A 16072-nucleotide genomic window follows, 5' to 3' on the forward strand; every position below is an offset into this window, starting at 1 on the left:
CGGTGCACCCGTGAAGAACAAGGAAAACCAAAAATGCTGACCAACGACCAACTGTCCCAGTGGGACCGCGACCATTTCTTCCACCCCTCGACCCATCTGGCGCAGTTCGCGCGCGGCGAGGCGCCGAACCGTATCATCACCGGCGGCAAGGGCGTGTTCATCGAGGATCGCGACGGGCGCAAGCTGCTCGATGCCTTCGCGGGACTCTATTGCGTCAACGTCGGCTATGGCCGCACCGAGATTGCCGACGCCATCGCCAAGCAGGCGCATGACCTGGCCTATTACCACGCATATGTCGGCCACGGGACCGAGGCATCGATCACGCTGGCCCGCATGGTGATGGAACGCGCGCCCGCGCATATGTCCAAGGTCTATTTCGGCCTGTCGGGGTCAGACGCGAACGAGACCAACGTGAAACTCGTCTGGTATTACAACAACATCCTTGGCCGTCCCGAGAAGAAGAAGATCATCTCGCGCTGGCGCGGCTACCACGGGTCGGGCCTTGTGACCGGCTCGCTGACGGGTCTGGAGCTGTTTCACAAGAAGTTCGACCTGCCGCTGGCGCAGGTGATCCACACCGAGGCGCCGTATTACTACCGCCGCCCCGAGGCGGGGATGTCGGAAGACGAATTCTCGACCCATTGTGCCGAGAAGCTCGAAGCGCTGATCCTGTCCGAAGGCCCGGGCACCATCGCCGCCTTCATCGGCGAGCCGCTGCTGGGCACCGGGGGCATCGTGCCGCCGCCCAAGGGCTATTGGGAAAAGATCCAGCCGATCCTGAAGAAATACGACATCCTGTTGATCGTGGACGAGGTCGTCACCGGCTTTGGCCGCATGGGCACCATGTTCGGCAGCGAATACTACGGGCTGACCCCGGACATCATGACCATCGCCAAGGGCCTCACCTCGGCCTATGCGCCGCTGTCGGGGTCCATCGTCGGGGATGCCGTCTGGAAGGTGCTTGAGGAGGGGACGGACGAGTACGGGCCCTTCGGCCATGGCTGGACCTATTCGGCGCATCCCATCGGCGCAGCGGCCGGTGTCGCCAACCTGAAGCTGATCGACGATCTGGGCCTGTTGCAGAACGTCCGCGACACCGGCCCCTACCTTGTTCAGGCGATGAAAACCGCGTTTGGCGATCACGAGCATGTCGGGGAAATCCGCGGCGAGGGGATGCTGTGTGCAGTGGAACTGACCGCCGATCGCGCCACCCGCGCTGCCTTTGATCCGGCGAAAAAGGTGATCCCGACCATCGTTGCAAAGATGGCCGAGCGGGGTGTGATCGCCCGCGCGATGCCGCAGGGCGATATCATCGGTTTCGCGCCGCCGCTGTGCATCACCAAAGAGGAGATTGACCAGGTCGTCGCGGCGGCCAAGGATGCAACGGATGACGTGCTGGCCGCAATCTGAGGCGGGCGACACCGGGCGAAGGGGACCGCGTTGACCACATCCAATCCGAACTTCACCGACGCCGAATACGAGGCGCGGATCGCACGGACTCGCGACGAGATGGATCGTCGCGGGCTCGACCTCATCATCATCTCGGACCCGTCCAACATGAGCTGGATCTCGGGGTATGACGGCTGGTCTTTCTATGTCCATCAGGCGGTTCTGCTCCCGATGGAGGGGCCGCCAGTGTGGTGGGGCCGGTCCATGGACGGCTTCGGCGCGGTGCGCACGGTGTTCATGCAGGACCACGACCAGACCATCGTGGGCTATGACGACACCTATGTGCAGAACCCGCAGAAGCACCCGATGGAGGCGCTGGCGATCTTGATCTACGAGCGCGGCTGGCACGAGGCCCGCATCGGCGTCGAGATGGACAACTACTACTACTCGGCCCGTGCACATCATGTGCTGACCGAGCATCTGCACGCCGCCAGCTTCGAGGATGCCACGGGCCTTGTGAACTGGCAGCGCTCGGTGAAATCGGACAGCGAGATCCTTTACATGCGCCGCGCCGCGCGCATCGTCGAGGCAATGCACGACCGCATCTTCGAGGTCGCCGAACCGGGCATGAAGAAGAACGAACTGGTCGCCGAGATCGTGCGGCAGGGCGTTCTGGGCGCGGACGGCCATTGGGGCGACTACCCTGCCATCGTGCCGCTGACGCCGTCGGGTATGGACGCCACCGCGCCGCACCTGACATGGGACGACCGCACCCTGCGCAAGGGCGAATCGAACTTCTTCGAGATCGCTGGCGCGCATCGCCGCTACCATTGCCCGCAGTCGCGCACGCTGTTCTTCGGCACTCCGCCGGTCCACTATCAGGAGGCCGAAAAGGCCGTGGTCGAGGCGATGGAGGCGGGGCTGGAACAGGCGCGCCCCGGCAACCGCTGCGAGGATGTGGCCAACGCCTTCAACGCGACGCTGAACCGGCTGGGCTTTGAAAAGGACAGCCGCTGCGGCTATTCCATCGGCCTGTCCTATCCGCCCGACTGGGGCGAGCGCACCATGTCATTCCGGCGCGGCGACATGACCGAGATGAAGCCGAACATGGTGTTCCACTTCATGCCCGCGCTCTGGCTCGACGACGGCGGGCTGGAGATCACCGAGGCGATCCGCATCACCGACACAGGGTGCGAATGCCTCTGCGAAACCCCGCGCAAGATCTTCGTCAAATGACCGCCAATCCGATCACTGCAACCATTCCTTTCGATCAGGACGGGGTCCACCACGGCCACCTGCGGCTGCCGTATAGCCGCGATGACAGCGCCTGGGGCGCGGTGATGATCCCGATCACCGTGATCCGCCACGGCGACGGGCCGACCGCGCTGTTCACCAGTGCGAACCACGGCGACGAATACGAGGGGCCGATCGCGCTGTTCGATCTGGCGCAGACGCTGGGCGAGGCCGATATCGCGGGCCGCGTGATCCTGATCCCGGCACTCAACACGCCCGCGTTCCTCGCCGGAACGCGGACGACACCGGGCGACAGGGGGAACCTGAACCGCAGCTTTCCCGGCAAGCCCGACGGCACCGTGACGCAGAAGATCGCCGACTATGTCGCGCACACGCTGGTGCCGATGGCTGATCTGGTGCTTGATTTCCACTCTGGCGGGCGGACGCTCGATTTCCTGCCCTTCGCCGCCGCGCATGTCCTGCCGGACAAGGCGCAGGAAGCGCGCTGCATGGCCGCGATGGAGGCGTTCGCGGCCCCATACTCGATGAAGATGCTGGAAATCGACGCGGTCGGCATGTTCGACACCGAGGCCGAGGCGCAGGGTAAGACGTTTGTCACGACAGAACTTGGCGGCGGCGGCACGGCGCGGGCGGAAACCGTGCGCATCGCCAAGCGCGGCGCGCGCAACCTGCTGATCCATGCAGGGATCATGGACGGCGTGCCCGAGACCGCACCGACGCGCTGGCTCGACATGCCGGATGCGTCCTGCTTCGTCTTTGCCGAGCGCGCGGGCATGTGCGAGCCGATGGTGGATCTTGGCGCCGAGGTGCGAAAGGGCGAGTTGATTGCCCGCGTCTGGCCGACCGGGCACACGGGCGAGGCGCCTGCAGAATTCGAGGCGCAGCGCGACGGGTTGCTTACGGCGCGGCATTTCCCCGGGCTGGTGCAGATGGGCGATTGTCTGGCGGTTGTGGCTGACCCGATCTGATCCGATCTGAGGCGTCCTGACGCAGGGCTTGCATCCATGCGCGGAACACATATTATATAATTCGAATATGAATGGGCGATCCCGCCCGTGTTCCGCCCAAGGAGACCACCATGTCCGTCAATGTCGGTACGCTCGACCGTTCGCTTCGCGCCCTCGTCGGCGTCGTTCTTCTTGCCCTTGCCTTTGGCACCTCACTGACCGCAGGCAGCGCGCTTCTGTTCTGGGGCGCCGTGATCGTCGGCATCGTCATGCTGGCCACGGCGGTCTTCCGCCTCTGCCCGTTGTATTCGCTGCTTGGTCTCAAGACCTGCCGTGATTGTTAAGGTGAGGTGAGAAGATGTCTGCCTATCCTGTTGACATGACTGTGAGTCCAGAGGTCACAGCCTTCTTCGATCCCGCGACGAACACGATCAGCTACGTCGTGAAGGACCCCGCGTCGGCCGCCTGCGCCGTGATCGATTCCGTGATGGACATCGACTATGCCGCCGGCCGGATCGCCTATGCGCATGCGGACGAGATCATCGCCTTCATCAGGGCGAACGGCCTGTCGCTGGAGTGGATCATCGAAACCCATGTCCACGCCGACCACCTGTCGGCCGCGCCGTATATCCAGCAGCAACTGGGCGGCAAGATCGGCATCGGTGACCAGATCACCGTGGTGCAGGACACCTTTGGCAAGGTGTTTAACGAAGGCACCGAGTTCCAGCGAGATGGCAGCCAGTTCGATGCCCTCTTCGCGGACTGCGACACCTACCGGATCGGCGGAATGACCGCCCTTGCGATCCATACGCCAGGCCATACCCCCGCCTGCATGACCCATGTGATCGGCGACGCGGCGTTTGTCGGCGACACGCTGTTCATGCCCGATGGCGGATCGGCGCGTGCCGATTTCCCCGGCGGGGACGCGGGCGAGTTGTATGACTCGATCCAGAAGGTGCTGGCCCTGCCGGGCGAGACGCGCCTGTTCATGTGCCACGACTATGGGCCGAACGGCCGTGACATTGCGTGGGAAACCACGGTGGCCGAGGAAAAGTCGCACAACATCCACGTCGGCGGTGGCAAGACGAAAGAGGATTTCGTCAGGTTCCGCACCGAACGTGACGCGCAGCTGGACATGCCAAGACTCATCATCCCCTCGCTTCAGGTGAACATGAAGGCGGGCAAGCTGCCCGAGCCCGAGGACAATGGCACGCGCTACATGAAGGTTCCGCTGAACGGCCTGTAACGCTCTGATCCAAAGCACATTCCTATTGTGACGGCCCCAGCGATCCCTGGGGCCGCACCGTCCCGAGGTTTCCCCCATGACGCGCCCCGACATTGCCCGCTTCAAGCGCTATTTCCCCATTCTCGACTGGGGCAGTCGCTATGACGCCGACACCGCGACAAGCGATCTTGTCGCCGCCGTGATCGTCACGATCATGCTGATCCCGCAGTCGCTGGCCTATGCTCTGCTGGCCGGGCTTCCGGCCGAGATGGGGCTCTACGCCTCGATCCTGCCGCTGGTCGCTTATGCGATCTTCGGCACGTCGCGGGCGCTTGCCGTGGGGCCGGTGGCGGTGGTGTCGCTGATGACCTTCGCGGCGATCGGCAACCTCGGGCTGACCGATCCGGCGCAGATCGCGCTGGCCGCCGTGACGCTGGCCTTTCTGTCGGGCGTGGTCCTGCTGGCGATGGGCGTGTTCCGGCTGGGGTTCCTTGCGAACTTCCTGAGCCATCCGGTGATCGCGGGGTTCATCACCGCGTCGGGCATCCTGATCGCTTTTTCACAGCTCAAGCACATACTTGGCATTTCAGCGGGTGGGGCGACGCTTCCCGAGCTAATAATATCACTTATCGAACACCTGCCCAAGATCAACGTCATCACGCTGGTGATCGGTGTCTCCGCCACGGCGTTCCTGTTCTGGGTGCGCAGGGGGCTGAAGCCGGTCTTGCTGCGCGCAGGCCTGAAGCCGCGTCTGGCGGATGTGCTGGCCAAGGCTGGGCCGGTCGCGGCCGTCGCGGTGACGACCCTTGCCACCTACGCGCTGTCGCTCGATGCGCGCGGCGTCGCCATCGTGGGCGCGGTGCCGCAGGGCCTGCCGCCGCTGACATTGCCGTCCGTGAACCTCGACTTCTGGGCGTCGCTGATCGGCCCGGCGATCCTGATCTCGGTCATCGGCTTCGTTGAATCGGTGTCGGTCGCCACGACACTCGCCGCGAAGCGCCGCCAGCGCATCACGCCGGACCAGGAGTTGATCGGTCTTGGTGCCTCGAACGTCGCGGCGGCGGTGTCGGGCGGCTACCCGGTGACGGGCGGCTTTGCGCGGTCGGTCGTGAACTTCGACGCGGGCGCCGAAACCCCGGCGGCGGGCGCCTTTACCGCCATCGGCATCGCGCTGGCGGCGCTTTTCCTGACGCCGCTGCTGTATTTCCTGCCCAAGGCGACGCTGGCAGCAACGATCATCGTGGCGGTGCTGAGCCTTGTCGATTTCTCGATCCTGAAACGCACCTGGGCCTACAGCCGCGCCGATTTCGCTGCCGTGGCGGCGACGATCCTGCTGACGCTGGGATTCGGGGTCGAGGTGGGCGTGTCGTCGGGCGTGGTGCTGTCGATCGTTCTGCACCTCTACAAGACGTCGAAGCCGCATATCGCCGAGGTCGGACTGGTGCCGGGAACCGAGCATTTCCGCAACATCCACCGCCACAAGGTCAAGACGCACCCCGAGATGCTGACCCTGCGCATCGACGAAAGCCTGTATTTCGCGAATGCGCGGTTTCTCGAGGATTACGTTCATGACCGGGTGGTCGCGGATTGCGGGCTGAAACATGTGGTCCTGCAATGCACCGCGGTGAACGAGATCGATTCCTCGGCGCTGGAAAGCCTCGAGGCGATCAACCGGCGCCTTGCCGAGATGGGTATCAAGCTGCACCTGTCCGAGGTGAAGGGTCCGGTGATGGACCGCCTGCAGAGAAGCCATTTCCTCGACGAGATGAGCGGGCAGGTGTTCCTGACCCAGTACGGCGCGATGAAGGCGCTGGGGCCTGTGAACGGCGCGCCGGACATCAAGAAGACTGTCTAAAAGCCCGCCATAGAAAGAAAAACCGCTCAGCGGCCCTCTGCTCTGATCTCAGGGCGATCCTGTCTGTGTGCCCACAGCTAAGCCTCGGGACAGCGCACTTATAGAATTGTTATTGACTATAACAATATCCGACATATCCTTGGTGATGGGAGAAGGAGGATCACAATGGCACTCGACCGTTCCATTTCCAAGGATCTGGCGCCGCTGGACGAGACGATCACGCTCGACCAGCTCGACCGCGACCCCTATCCGATCTATCGCCGCCTGCGCGCCGAAACGCCGGTGCTGCGCGTCAAGTCGGTGGGCCGGACGCTGCTGACCAAGGCCGAAGACACCAAGTACGTTAAGGACAACCCGGCGCTGTTCTCGTCGGATGATCCCAACACCCCGATGAAGCGGGCGTTCAATGCGCATACGCTGATGCGCAAGGACGGCGAGATCCACATGCGTGAGCGCATGGCGATGGCCCCTGCGTTCAATCCCAAGGTCATCATGCAAGAGTGGCTGCCGAAATATCGCGCCACGGCAGAGGCTTACCTCGACCGGCTGCCCAAGGGCGAGCCGGTTGACCTGTTCCCGCATCTGGCGGCGCCCTGGGCGGCGCGCGGTCTGGCGCATCTGTTGGGTTTGGCAGAGGTCGTGACCGACGACGAGATGCAGCGCTGGTCGCAGGCGCTGATCGACGGGTCGGGCAATTTCGGCTGGCAACCCGAGCCGTTCGAGCGGTGCGACATCGCCAATGACGAGATGAACCGCGCCATCGGCCAGATGGCCCGGCGGCACAAGGCCGATCCGAACCAGACCGCGCTGTCGGTCATGGTGAACGCGGACGATCCGATCGAATGGTCGCAGATCGTGGCGAACATCAAGATCGCCATCGGCGGCGGCATCAACGAGCCGCGCGATGCGCTGTGCACGATCCTGTACGGATTGCTCACCAATCCCGACCAGAAGGCGCAGGTCGTCGAGAACGGCGATTGGCAAAAGGCCTTTGAAGAAGGCGTGCGCTGGGTCGCGCCGATCCAGGCGTCATCACGCCTTGTGACCGAGGATACCGAAATCCGCGGCTATCGCATCCCCAAGGGCGACACGGTGATGACCATTCAGGCCTCGGCGAACCATGACGAGGACCTGTTCGAGGACGGCGACAAGTTTATCGTCTACCGGGGCAAGAACAGCCACCAGGCCTTCGGCAACGGGCCGCATTTCTGCCAGGGCACCCATGTCGCGCGGCAGGCGATTTCCAAGGTGATGCTGCCGCTGATGTTTGAACGGTTCCCCGACATGGAGCTGGTCGATCCGGCTTCCGTCGAATGGCGCGGCTTTGGCTTTCGCGGTCCGATCAACCTTCCGGTCATCCTCAAGTAAACGGTTTCTCCCCCCGAAAGGGCACCTTGCCCCGGCAGCGATGCCGGGGCGTTTTCGTTTGCCGTCAGTCCAGCGCGAACAGCGACATGACCACCTGTCCGGCAAGCCGCGCCCCGCGCCCGACGAACAGCGTCCGGTTCACCCAGTCATAGCGTTCGTCCCCGGTCTCTAGTCGGGCCTGCGTGCGCATGTAGTAGGCGTCATGCTCGACCTCATCGCCGCGCGCGATGGCGGCGATGACGTGCTCGGGGCCGTGGCGATAGCCGTAGTTGACGATCTCGATCAGCGCGCCGTCGTCGGTCTCGAACCCGTAGCGGGTATCGAGCTCGGCCACGCCGTTCGCCCATATCGTCTGCCAGTCGGCGCCGAGATCAAGGATGCGGCCGTTCAAGCGCGGCCCCTCGACGCGGCCCCCGGTGATCGGGATGATCCGGCGCTGACCCGCGCGCCCTGCACCCATCTCGCGGATCGGGTCGAGTTCGACGAACAGGTCGCAGACATGGGCAAGGTCGGGAGGGGGCAAGGCAGAAGTCATCGGCGCGCGGGTCCTTGGACAGGTTCAGGCTTTTGTTCGAACTTGCTTCTGTTTAGGAAGACAATGATTGGACGATGAACTGTTCAGGCAGGATCGAAAACCCCTCTTTGGTGGAAAGTGGCGATGGATACGCAAGATGCAGGGCCTGATATGAGCCTTCTGGAACGTCAGGTCGGCTATAACCTGCGGCGCGGCTATACCCGGTTCGCCGCACATCTGCGCGAGGCGCTGGCGCCAGTCGGGCTAAGCCAGCGCACGTTCTCGGTTCTGTCGGTGGTGGTCAGCAATCCCGGCATCACCCAGTCGGACGTGGCGCGCGGGCTTGGCATCGAACGCTCGGGCACCGTCGTTACCGTCGACGAGTTGGAGGCGCAGGGCCATATCGCGCGCACGCCTGTCACGGGGGATCGCCGGGCCTATGCGCTTCGGGCGACAGAGCAGGGCCGCGCCAAGCTGGACGAGGCGCTCGCGGCGGCCGCCGCACATGAAGACGAATTGCTCGCGGCCCTGACGCCCGACGAACGCGCGATGCTGCTGTCGGTGCTGCGCCGGATCTACTGACGCCTAGAACGCGTCGGGCTGGTTCGGCGGGGCGGCATCGCGGAACGCAGGCAGGCGGTCGAGCGCCTCGTAGATGCGTGCGATGGTGGGGTAGTCGTCCATCACCACGTCGAAGCGGCTGTTGTTCCAGACCTGCGCATAGAGGCAGCAATCGGCCAGCGACGGAGACTCTCCGTGGCAATACAGCCCGGTCTGGTTCTCGTACCTCAGCCGGGCCTCGATCGCGGGAAAGCTCTGGTCGATCCAGTGGCGGAACCACGTCGCCTTGCCGGTGTCGTCCTGCCCGTACTCGGACGAAAGATGCTTGAGAACCCGAAGGTTGTTCAGCGGATGCACTTCGCAGGCGATCATGTAGGCAAGCGAGCGCACCCGCGCGCGCCCCAGTGCGTCAGGCGGCAGAAGCGGCGGCGTCGGGTAGGTCTCGTCGATGTATTCGATGATGGCGAGCGACTGGGACAGGACCGTTCCGTCATCCAGCTCCAACACCGGCACCAGACCGGCAGGATTCAGCCGCAGGAAATCCTCACCGCGCGTCTCGTCCTTGAGAAGGGCATAACTGCGGTAGGAATATCTAATTCCCTTGAGATTGAGGGCGCATCGCAGCCGTGTCGACGTCGAAGACCGGAAGTAGTTGTGCAGTGTAAGCATGGGAAGGATCGTCTGACTGAAAATGACAGCGGGTACGAGGTGACAGTGTCGGCGCGGGCTGTGTTAGACAAGCGTTATATGCGACAACTGGCAGCATTCCGTCGCGGCATTGGCGCCATTGACGAGGCAAGACATGGCCCCGGCCCAAGTTGCCTACACGTCATCGCAAACGCCGGAAAGAACTGGAAAGGCAATACATGAAACGATCCCGCGTCAACGACATCATCGCCCGCGCGTCCGACTTCATCGCGTCCTGCGGCTTTGTGCTGCCGCCCTTCGCGGGCTGGACGCCCGAGGACATGCGCGCGCGGGTCGCGACCGATGCCGCCCCGATCCGCGACGCCCGGCTGGGCTGGGACGTGACCGATTACGGGGCAGGGCGGTTCGACGAGATGGGGCTTGTTCTGTTCACCCTGCGCAACGGGTCGGCGCTGAACGTGGCCAAGGGTGCGGGCATGCTTTACGCCGAAAAGCTGCTGATCTCCGAGGATCGCCAGCTTTCGCCGATGCACCGGCACGAACGCAAGACCGAGGACATCATCAATCGCGGCGGCGGCACGCTGGTGATCGAGCTGTTCACCCGGTCCGAGGACGGCGGCATCGACGAGGCTGCCGGGGTCGTGCTGCGCTGCGATGCAGTAGAGCGGCGGCTGCCGCCGGGCGGCCTTCTGGCGCTGGCACCGGGGGAAAGCGTTACGTTGGAGCCATGGCACTGGCACGCCTTCTGGGCGGAAGGCGGCCGCGTGCTGATCGGCGAGGTGTCGAACGTAAACGACGACCTGACCGACAACATCTTTCGCGATCCCATCGGGCGCTTTTCCGACATCGAGGAAGACACCGGCTCGCAACGATTGCTGGTGTCGGACTATGATCGGTGGCTAGAATGACGTCATGACCCTGCGCTTTGCTCTGCTGACCGCCCTTGTTCCCGGCGCCGCGATGGCGGGCGATCTGCCTGCTGCGGTGACCGATGACGCCTATTTGCCCGTCCGCCGCGCCGAGGCGGAACTGGGGCAGCTTCTGTTCTATGACCCGGTCCTGTCCGGGAACCGCAACATTTCCTGCGGCACCTGCCATCACCCGCGTTTTGCCACCGGCGACGGCGTGTCGCTGTCGCTCGGCGAAGGCGGCACCGGACTGGGGCCTGACCGCACCCCCGATCCCGCCAACATGCCCGAACAGCGCATCCCGAGGAACGCGACCGCGCTGTTCAACCTCGGCGCGCGCGAGTTCACCGTGATGTTCCACGATGGTCGCGTCGAGGCCGACCCGTCAAAGCCGTCCGGCCTGCGCACGCCGCTGGACGAGGACATGGTGCAGGGGTTTTCTGGTGTGCTGTCGGCGCAGACCATGTTCCCCGTGCTCAGCGCGGACGAGATGGCGGGCCACTATTCCGAGAACGACGTCGCGCAGGCCGTGCGGCAGGGCCGCATCACCGGAGAGGGCGGCGCCTGGGACATCATCGCAGGCCGCGTCGCGGCGATCCCGGCCTATCGCCAGCGGTTCGAGGCCGTCTATCCCGGGATCGAGACCGGCGAGGACATCGGCTTTACCGACATCTCGAACGCGGTCGCCGCGTTCATCGCGTTTGAATGGCGGTCTGACGACAGCGCCTTCGACGCCCATCTGCGCGGCGAGGCGGCACTGGACGGTGCGGCGGCAGACGGCATGGACCTTTTCTATGGTGAGGCAGGCTGTTCCGCCTGCCATTCCGGGCGATTCCAGACCGACCACGGCTTTCACGCGATGGGCGTGCCGCAGCTTGGCCCCGGCAAGGCCGCGCGGTTCGAATCCCATGCGCGCGACGAAGGCCGCATCCGTGTGACGGGGCGCGCCGAAGACGCCTATGCCTTCCGCACGCCGTCCCTGCGCAACGTGACGCGGACCGGTCCCTGGGGGCATTCGGGGGCCTACTCGGACCTGCGAAAGTTCCTTGCCGCCCACACCGATCCCAAAGGCGCGCTTGCCGCCTATGACCGGGGGCAGGCGGTGCTGCCCGACATGCCCAGCCTGTCAGACTGGCAGGTGATGGACGATCCCGCAGAGGTCTCGGCGATCACCGAGGCCGCCGTTCCGGGCCGCCCGCTGCCTGAGCAGCGGATCGATGCGCTGATCGCTTTCCTGACCGCGCTCGAGGATCAGGCCGCCATCGACGGGCGGCTTGGCATTCCCGCGGCAGTGCCAAGCGGGTTGCCGGTGGATCGCTGAGGGGGCGGCGGGACAAGTCCCGCACTACGGGCGCCGGATCGTGATCGACTGGCCTGCGTCAATCGGGGTCCAGTCCGTCGCGGTGCCGCCCGGCCAGGTCACCCGGACCTCGGCGCGCTGAACATCACCCAGACCGAAGTGCACGGGCAGGGCGCTGCCACCGGCATGGCCTCCGCCCACCGTGATTTCCTTTTCGCGGACCGTGCCGCCGGGCAGGCGCAGCGCAACGAAGCCGCCTACGGCGCGGGTGTTGCCGCCCGCCTGCCGCGCCTCGACGGCGATCCATTGGCCCGAGCCTGTGGTCACGTTCTGCCAGACCTCCAGCGGCGCGCGGCGGTTCACCACGGCCAGATCGCGCAATCCGTCCCCGTTCAGATCGTCGAACACCGCGCCGCGCCCGCGCGCGTCGCTGGCGACACCGGCGATGTCCGATACCTCGCGGAAGGTGCCATCGGCCTGCTGCATCAGCAGCGAATTGGGATCGTGCATCGCGTTGCCGGGCATCTGGTCGACGTTGCCCTTGGCGATGAATATATCCTCGCGCCCGTCGTTGTCTGCATCGCCAAAGGCCGAATGCCAGCCCGTCGAGGGGCGGCCATCATCGCCGACATGGGGGCGGTGCGCCGTCGCGCCGGTCTCGTACGGGGCGCTGTCATAGGCGTAGGGCGCGCGCGCGAACTGCAACAGCTGGTCGCCCATCGACGTCAGAACCACCTCGGGCAGCCCGTCGCCAGTCAGGTCGGTCGAGGCGATGCCCATGCCCCAGATCGACACCGGATCGAACCCGTCCTCGGGGCCCAGCAGCCGCACCTCGGGGAACTGCCACATCTGTTCGGTGCCGCCGCGCACGTAGTAGTGCCGGTCGTTGGAGACGCGCAGGTCCTGCACGCCGCGCCGGGCCGCATCCGAGAACAGCATCGACAGCGCGCAGAAACCGGGCGTCAGCGGCGTGCTGTCATAGCCTTGCGCCGCTGGCCGCAACAGCTGGTTGCCGTCGCAGGCCTGGAACGGTCCGTCCGGGTCGTCACGGTCGACATAGTTGCCGACCGCCAGCGTCGGGCGATCCTGCCCCGCCTCCCATGTCGCGGAAAAGGCGGTCGACCAGCGGTCCGCGCCGTCGATGCCCCAGTCTGCCGTGGCATCGGTGAAGGCGCAGTCCGGCCCGCCTTTCAGCGCCATGTTGGCGCCAACGCGCAAGACGAACAGATCGAGCGTGCCGTCGCCGTCGATGTCGAGAGGGTAGGCGCCCGTCGCGCCGGTGATCTCGGGAAAGTCGCCCGCCGCAAACGCAAGATCGCCGCCCACCGAAGGCGTGACGTTGCGCAGAAGCGTCATCGGCGCCTCGCCGCCTGCCGCCAGCAGCTCTGGCATCGCATCGCCGTCACAGTCGAACGCGGCCAGCCCGCCGCCGACGAAATGCTCCCATCCGCCGGAATAGACATGGTCCGTCGGCAGCGGCACTGGCCGGAACTGCGGATCGGCAGCGGCGGGCGCCGCGGCAAGGATCAGGACAAGCGCCCTCATGTCGTCTCTGGCGCAAGCGCGATGTCGGTCGCCGCCTCGAGCGCCAGCGCCGCAGCGCCCCGCGCCCAGACCTGATCGCCCCAGGCGCGGATTTCCACGCGCGGGCCGATCCGGTCGGTGTCGAGTGTCATGTCGCGCATCGCTGACAGCACCTCCTCGGCATAAAGGTAATCGTAGCGCATCCGCTCGCCGGACAACAGGATCAGCGCAGGGTCGAACAGGTTGACGATGTTCGCCAGCCCCAGCGCCAGATACCTGCCCGCCCGCTTGAAGATCGCCCGCGCCGACTGGTTCCCGGCCTTGGCGTGGTCATAGAGCGATTCCAGCAGGATCTGCGGCGACTGCACGCCCCGATTGCCCCAGTTGAGCGCCGTCGTCGCCTCGCGCACCAGCGCATAGTCGGCGACGTAAGCTTCAAGGCACCCGCGCTGGCCGCAGCGGCACAGCGCGCCGTCAAGCTGCACCTTGGTGTGCCCGAATTCCAGCCCCAGCCCCAGCGCGCCGCGATAGAGGCGGTGATTGATGACGATGCCCATGCCAAGCCCGTGCTCGATGGTGACGACCGCGAAATCGGGGCGGGTGCGGCCTGCGCCGAACCACAATTCGGCCAGCGTCACGCAATTTGCATCGTTGTCGATCCGCACCGGACAGCCGATCCGCTCGGTCAGGATCGCGCCCAGGGGTGTTCCGCGCTCGCGGAACAGGGGCGACCACATCGACACGCCGGTGTCGCTGTCGACGATCCCGGGCAGCCCAAGGCCCACCGCCAGAAGATCGCGCCGCTCCAGCCCGGCGCGGCACAGCGCGTCGTCGAGCGTGCGCAGCGCGTCCTCGATCACCTGTGCGGCGTCCTGTTGCAGGATGCCGTGGCGCAAATGCGCTTCGGCGATCACGGTCCCGGCAAAGTCGCAGATGATCGCGGAATGCGACTGGTCCGACAGCTTGAGCCCGGCGACATGCCCGGCCGCTGGCCGCACCCCCAGCGCCACGGGCGGGCGGCCGCGCGTGCCGTCGCCGTCACGGCGCGGCGTGTCGACTTCGAGGATCAGGCCCTTCTCGATCAACTCGGACGCTGCGGATGTGACCGAGGCGGGGCTGACGCCAAGGTCCTTGGCGACCTCGCTGCGCGCGATCAGGCCGCTGGCGCGCACCCGCTCGAACACCTGCTGGCGCAAGGGACGGGGCTGTGCGGCATAGCTTTGAATCAACGGGCCGCAGCCCGCCGACTCGTCCTGCCCAAGCGGCGTCATGTGTCCGGTGTCGGGCATCATTTCCTTCACGCGCTAAATTTAACATGCTCACGCTACCCGGTTTTGCAGGCTTTTCCAGCGTTTTTTTGAATGCTGCGCTGCAAATACGCGGTTTCTGCACCTGCGAAGGCAAAATTATTTTTGACAGCTGAATTAAATATGCCATTGTTAGCGCCGTCACGGCCACTGCCGGACCGCCCGATTCCGGGCACCTTGTTTTGGGAGGAACATCCATGCGTCAAGCACTCAGCCTCGCGGCAATCCTCGCCGCGTCCGTTTCCACATCAGCCATGGCAGCCGGTCACGGCATGACCGTCGGCGTCAGCTGGTCCAACTTCCAGGAAGAGCGCTGGAAAACCGACGAAGCCGCGATCAAGGCCGCGCTCGAAGCCGCCGGCGCGTCCTATGTGTCGACCGACGCGCAGTCGTCCGCGTCCAAGCAGCTTTCGGACATCGAAAGCCTCGTCGCCCAAGGCGTCGATGCGCTCATCATCCTTGCGCAGGATTCGTCGGCCATTGGCCCGGCGGTTCAGCAGGCCGCGGACGAGGGGATCCCGGTCGTCGGCTATGACCGCCTGATCGAAGACCCGCGCGCCTTCTACCTGACCTTCGACAACGTCGAGGTTGGCCGGATGCAGGCCCGTGCCGTGCTCGAAGCACAGCCGACCGGCAACTATGTCATGATCAAGGGCTCGGGCACCGACCCGAACGCGGACTTCCTCCGCGGCGGCCAGCAGGAAATCCTGCAGGCGGCGATCGATGCAGGTGACATCACCATCGTCGGCGAATCCTACACTGACGGCTGGCTGCCCGCGAACGCTCAGCGCAACATGGAGCAGATCCTGACTGCCAACGACAACAACGTCGACGCGGTCGTGGCTTCGAACGACGGCACCGCGGGCGGTGTCGTGGCAGCGCTGACCGCACAGGGCATGCAGGGCATCCCGGTGTCGGGTCAGGACGGCGACCATGCCGCTCTGAACCGCGTTGCAAGCGGCACCCAGACCGTTTCGGTCTGGAAAGACGCGCGTGACCTTGGCCGCGAAGCGGGCGAGATCGCCGTGGCACTCGCATCGGGCACCGCAATGGCCGATGTCGAGGGCGCGCAGGAATGGACGTCGCCCAGCGGCACCACCCTGACCGCCAAGTTCCTCGCACCGATCCCGGTGACCGCAGACAACCTGTCGGTTGTCGTCGATGCGGGCTGGATCAGCCAGGAATCGCTGTGCCAGGGCGTCGAGAACGGCCCCGCACCCTGCAACTAAGCCCTTGACGGCTTGACGGACCACGCCGCCCCTATGGTGGGGC

15 protein-coding genes are annotated in these 16072 nt (G+C 65.2%); 11 read left to right on the plus strand and 4 right to left on the minus strand.

From position 1 onward, the window contains the following. The first annotated feature begins 33 nt into the window (after positions 1-33). The 7 genes from KTJ87_RS06400 to KTJ87_RS06430 all read left to right on the plus strand — a co-directional run bounded on the left by KTJ87_RS06400 (position 34) and on the right by KTJ87_RS06430 (position 8038). Complete coding sequence (locus tag KTJ87_RS06400) at positions 34-1410, plus strand: aspartate aminotransferase family protein (protein ID WP_267138270.1); 1377 nt, start codon at positions 34-36, stop codon at positions 1408-1410. 30 nt (positions 1411-1440) lie between these two features. Then, the gene (doeA, locus tag KTJ87_RS06405) at positions 1441-2625 is read left to right on the plus strand and encodes an ectoine hydrolase DoeA (protein WP_267138271.1); all 1185 of its coding nucleotides are present in this window, start codon (positions 1441-1443) and stop codon (positions 2623-2625) included. Then, positions 2622-3611, plus strand: coding sequence for a N(2)-acetyl-L-2,4-diaminobutanoate deacetylase DoeB (gene doeB / locus KTJ87_RS06410; RefSeq protein ID WP_267138272.1), 990 nt, complete (start codon positions 2622-2624; stop codon positions 3609-3611). The genes doeA and doeB overlap by 4 nt, the downstream gene beginning before the upstream one ends. 110 nt (positions 3612-3721) lie before the next feature. Further along, positions 3722-3934: a YgaP family membrane protein gene (locus KTJ87_RS06415; RefSeq protein ID WP_267138273.1), complete on the plus strand. Its 213-nt coding sequence runs from the start codon at positions 3722-3724 to the stop codon at positions 3932-3934. Positions 3935-3948: 14 nt separating this feature from the next. Beyond that, entirely contained in the window at positions 3949-4836 is an 888-nt protein-coding gene (locus KTJ87_RS06420) for an MBL fold metallo-hydrolase (RefSeq protein WP_267138274.1), read from the plus strand. A 76-nt stretch (positions 4837-4912) separates the two neighbouring features. Next, on the plus strand, positions 4913-6670 hold the full coding sequence (locus KTJ87_RS06425; protein ID WP_267138275.1) for a SulP family inorganic anion transporter: 1758 nt from the start codon (positions 4913-4915) through the stop codon (positions 6668-6670). 165 nt (positions 6671-6835) lie between these two features. Beyond that, entirely contained in the window at positions 6836-8038 is a 1203-nt protein-coding gene (locus tag KTJ87_RS06430; protein ID WP_267138276.1) for a cytochrome P450, read from the plus strand. A 64-nt stretch (positions 8039-8102) separates the two neighbouring features. Here the strand turns inward: KTJ87_RS06430 and KTJ87_RS06435 are convergent, their stop codons facing one another. Beyond that, on the minus strand, positions 8103-8573 hold the full coding sequence (locus tag KTJ87_RS06435; protein WP_267138277.1) for a DUF3237 domain-containing protein: 471 nt from the start codon (positions 8571-8573) through the stop codon (positions 8103-8105). A 123-nt stretch (positions 8574-8696) separates the two neighbouring features. Between KTJ87_RS06435 and KTJ87_RS06440 the strand changes: the two genes are divergently transcribed. Then, positions 8697-9134: a MarR family winged helix-turn-helix transcriptional regulator gene (locus tag KTJ87_RS06440; protein WP_267138278.1), complete on the plus strand. Its 438-nt coding sequence runs from the start codon at positions 8697-8699 to the stop codon at positions 9132-9134. Positions 9135-9137: 3 nt separating this feature from the next. Here KTJ87_RS06440 and maiA read toward each other — a convergent pair whose 3' ends face one another. Beyond that, positions 9138-9782, minus strand: a complete 645-nt coding sequence (gene maiA / locus KTJ87_RS06445) for a maleylacetoacetate isomerase (protein WP_267138279.1) — start codon at positions 9780-9782, stop codon at positions 9138-9140. Between the two features lie 197 nt (positions 9783-9979). Between maiA and KTJ87_RS06450 the strand changes: the two genes are divergently transcribed. After that, positions 9980-10669, plus strand: a complete 690-nt coding sequence (locus KTJ87_RS06450; protein ID WP_267138280.1) for a D-lyxose/D-mannose family sugar isomerase — start codon at positions 9980-9982, stop codon at positions 10667-10669. Between the two features lie 4 nt (positions 10670-10673). Then, positions 10674-11990, plus strand: a complete 1317-nt coding sequence (locus KTJ87_RS06455) for a cytochrome-c peroxidase (RefSeq protein WP_267138281.1) — start codon at positions 10674-10676, stop codon at positions 11988-11990. A gap of 24 nt (positions 11991-12014) precedes the next feature. Here KTJ87_RS06455 and KTJ87_RS06460 read toward each other — a convergent pair whose 3' ends face one another. Together KTJ87_RS06460 and KTJ87_RS06465 are read right to left on the minus strand one after the other, a co-directional pair. After that, positions 12015-13514: a CRTAC1 family protein gene (locus KTJ87_RS06460; RefSeq protein ID WP_267138282.1), complete on the minus strand. Its 1500-nt coding sequence runs from the start codon at positions 13512-13514 to the stop codon at positions 12015-12017. Then, complete coding sequence (locus tag KTJ87_RS06465) at positions 13511-14782, minus strand: ROK family transcriptional regulator (protein ID WP_267138283.1); 1272 nt, start codon at positions 14780-14782, stop codon at positions 13511-13513. Before KTJ87_RS06465 ends, KTJ87_RS06460 begins: the two co-directional genes overlap by 4 nt. Positions 14783-14997: 215 nt before the next feature. Here KTJ87_RS06465 and xylF point away from each other — a divergent pair, with 215 nt between their 5' ends. Next, positions 14998-16029 carry a D-xylose ABC transporter substrate-binding protein gene (gene xylF, locus KTJ87_RS06470; protein WP_267138284.1) on the plus strand — a complete coding sequence of 344 codons (1032 nt, stop codon included), beginning with the start codon at positions 14998-15000 and terminating at the stop codon, positions 16027-16029. The last annotated feature ends 43 nt before the right edge of the window (positions 16030-16072 follow it).

The sequence above is a fragment of the Anianabacter salinae genome, assembly GCF_019061145.1.
Taxonomy (GTDB): domain Bacteria; phylum Pseudomonadota; class Alphaproteobacteria; order Rhodobacterales; family Rhodobacteraceae; genus Anianibacter; species Anianibacter salinarum.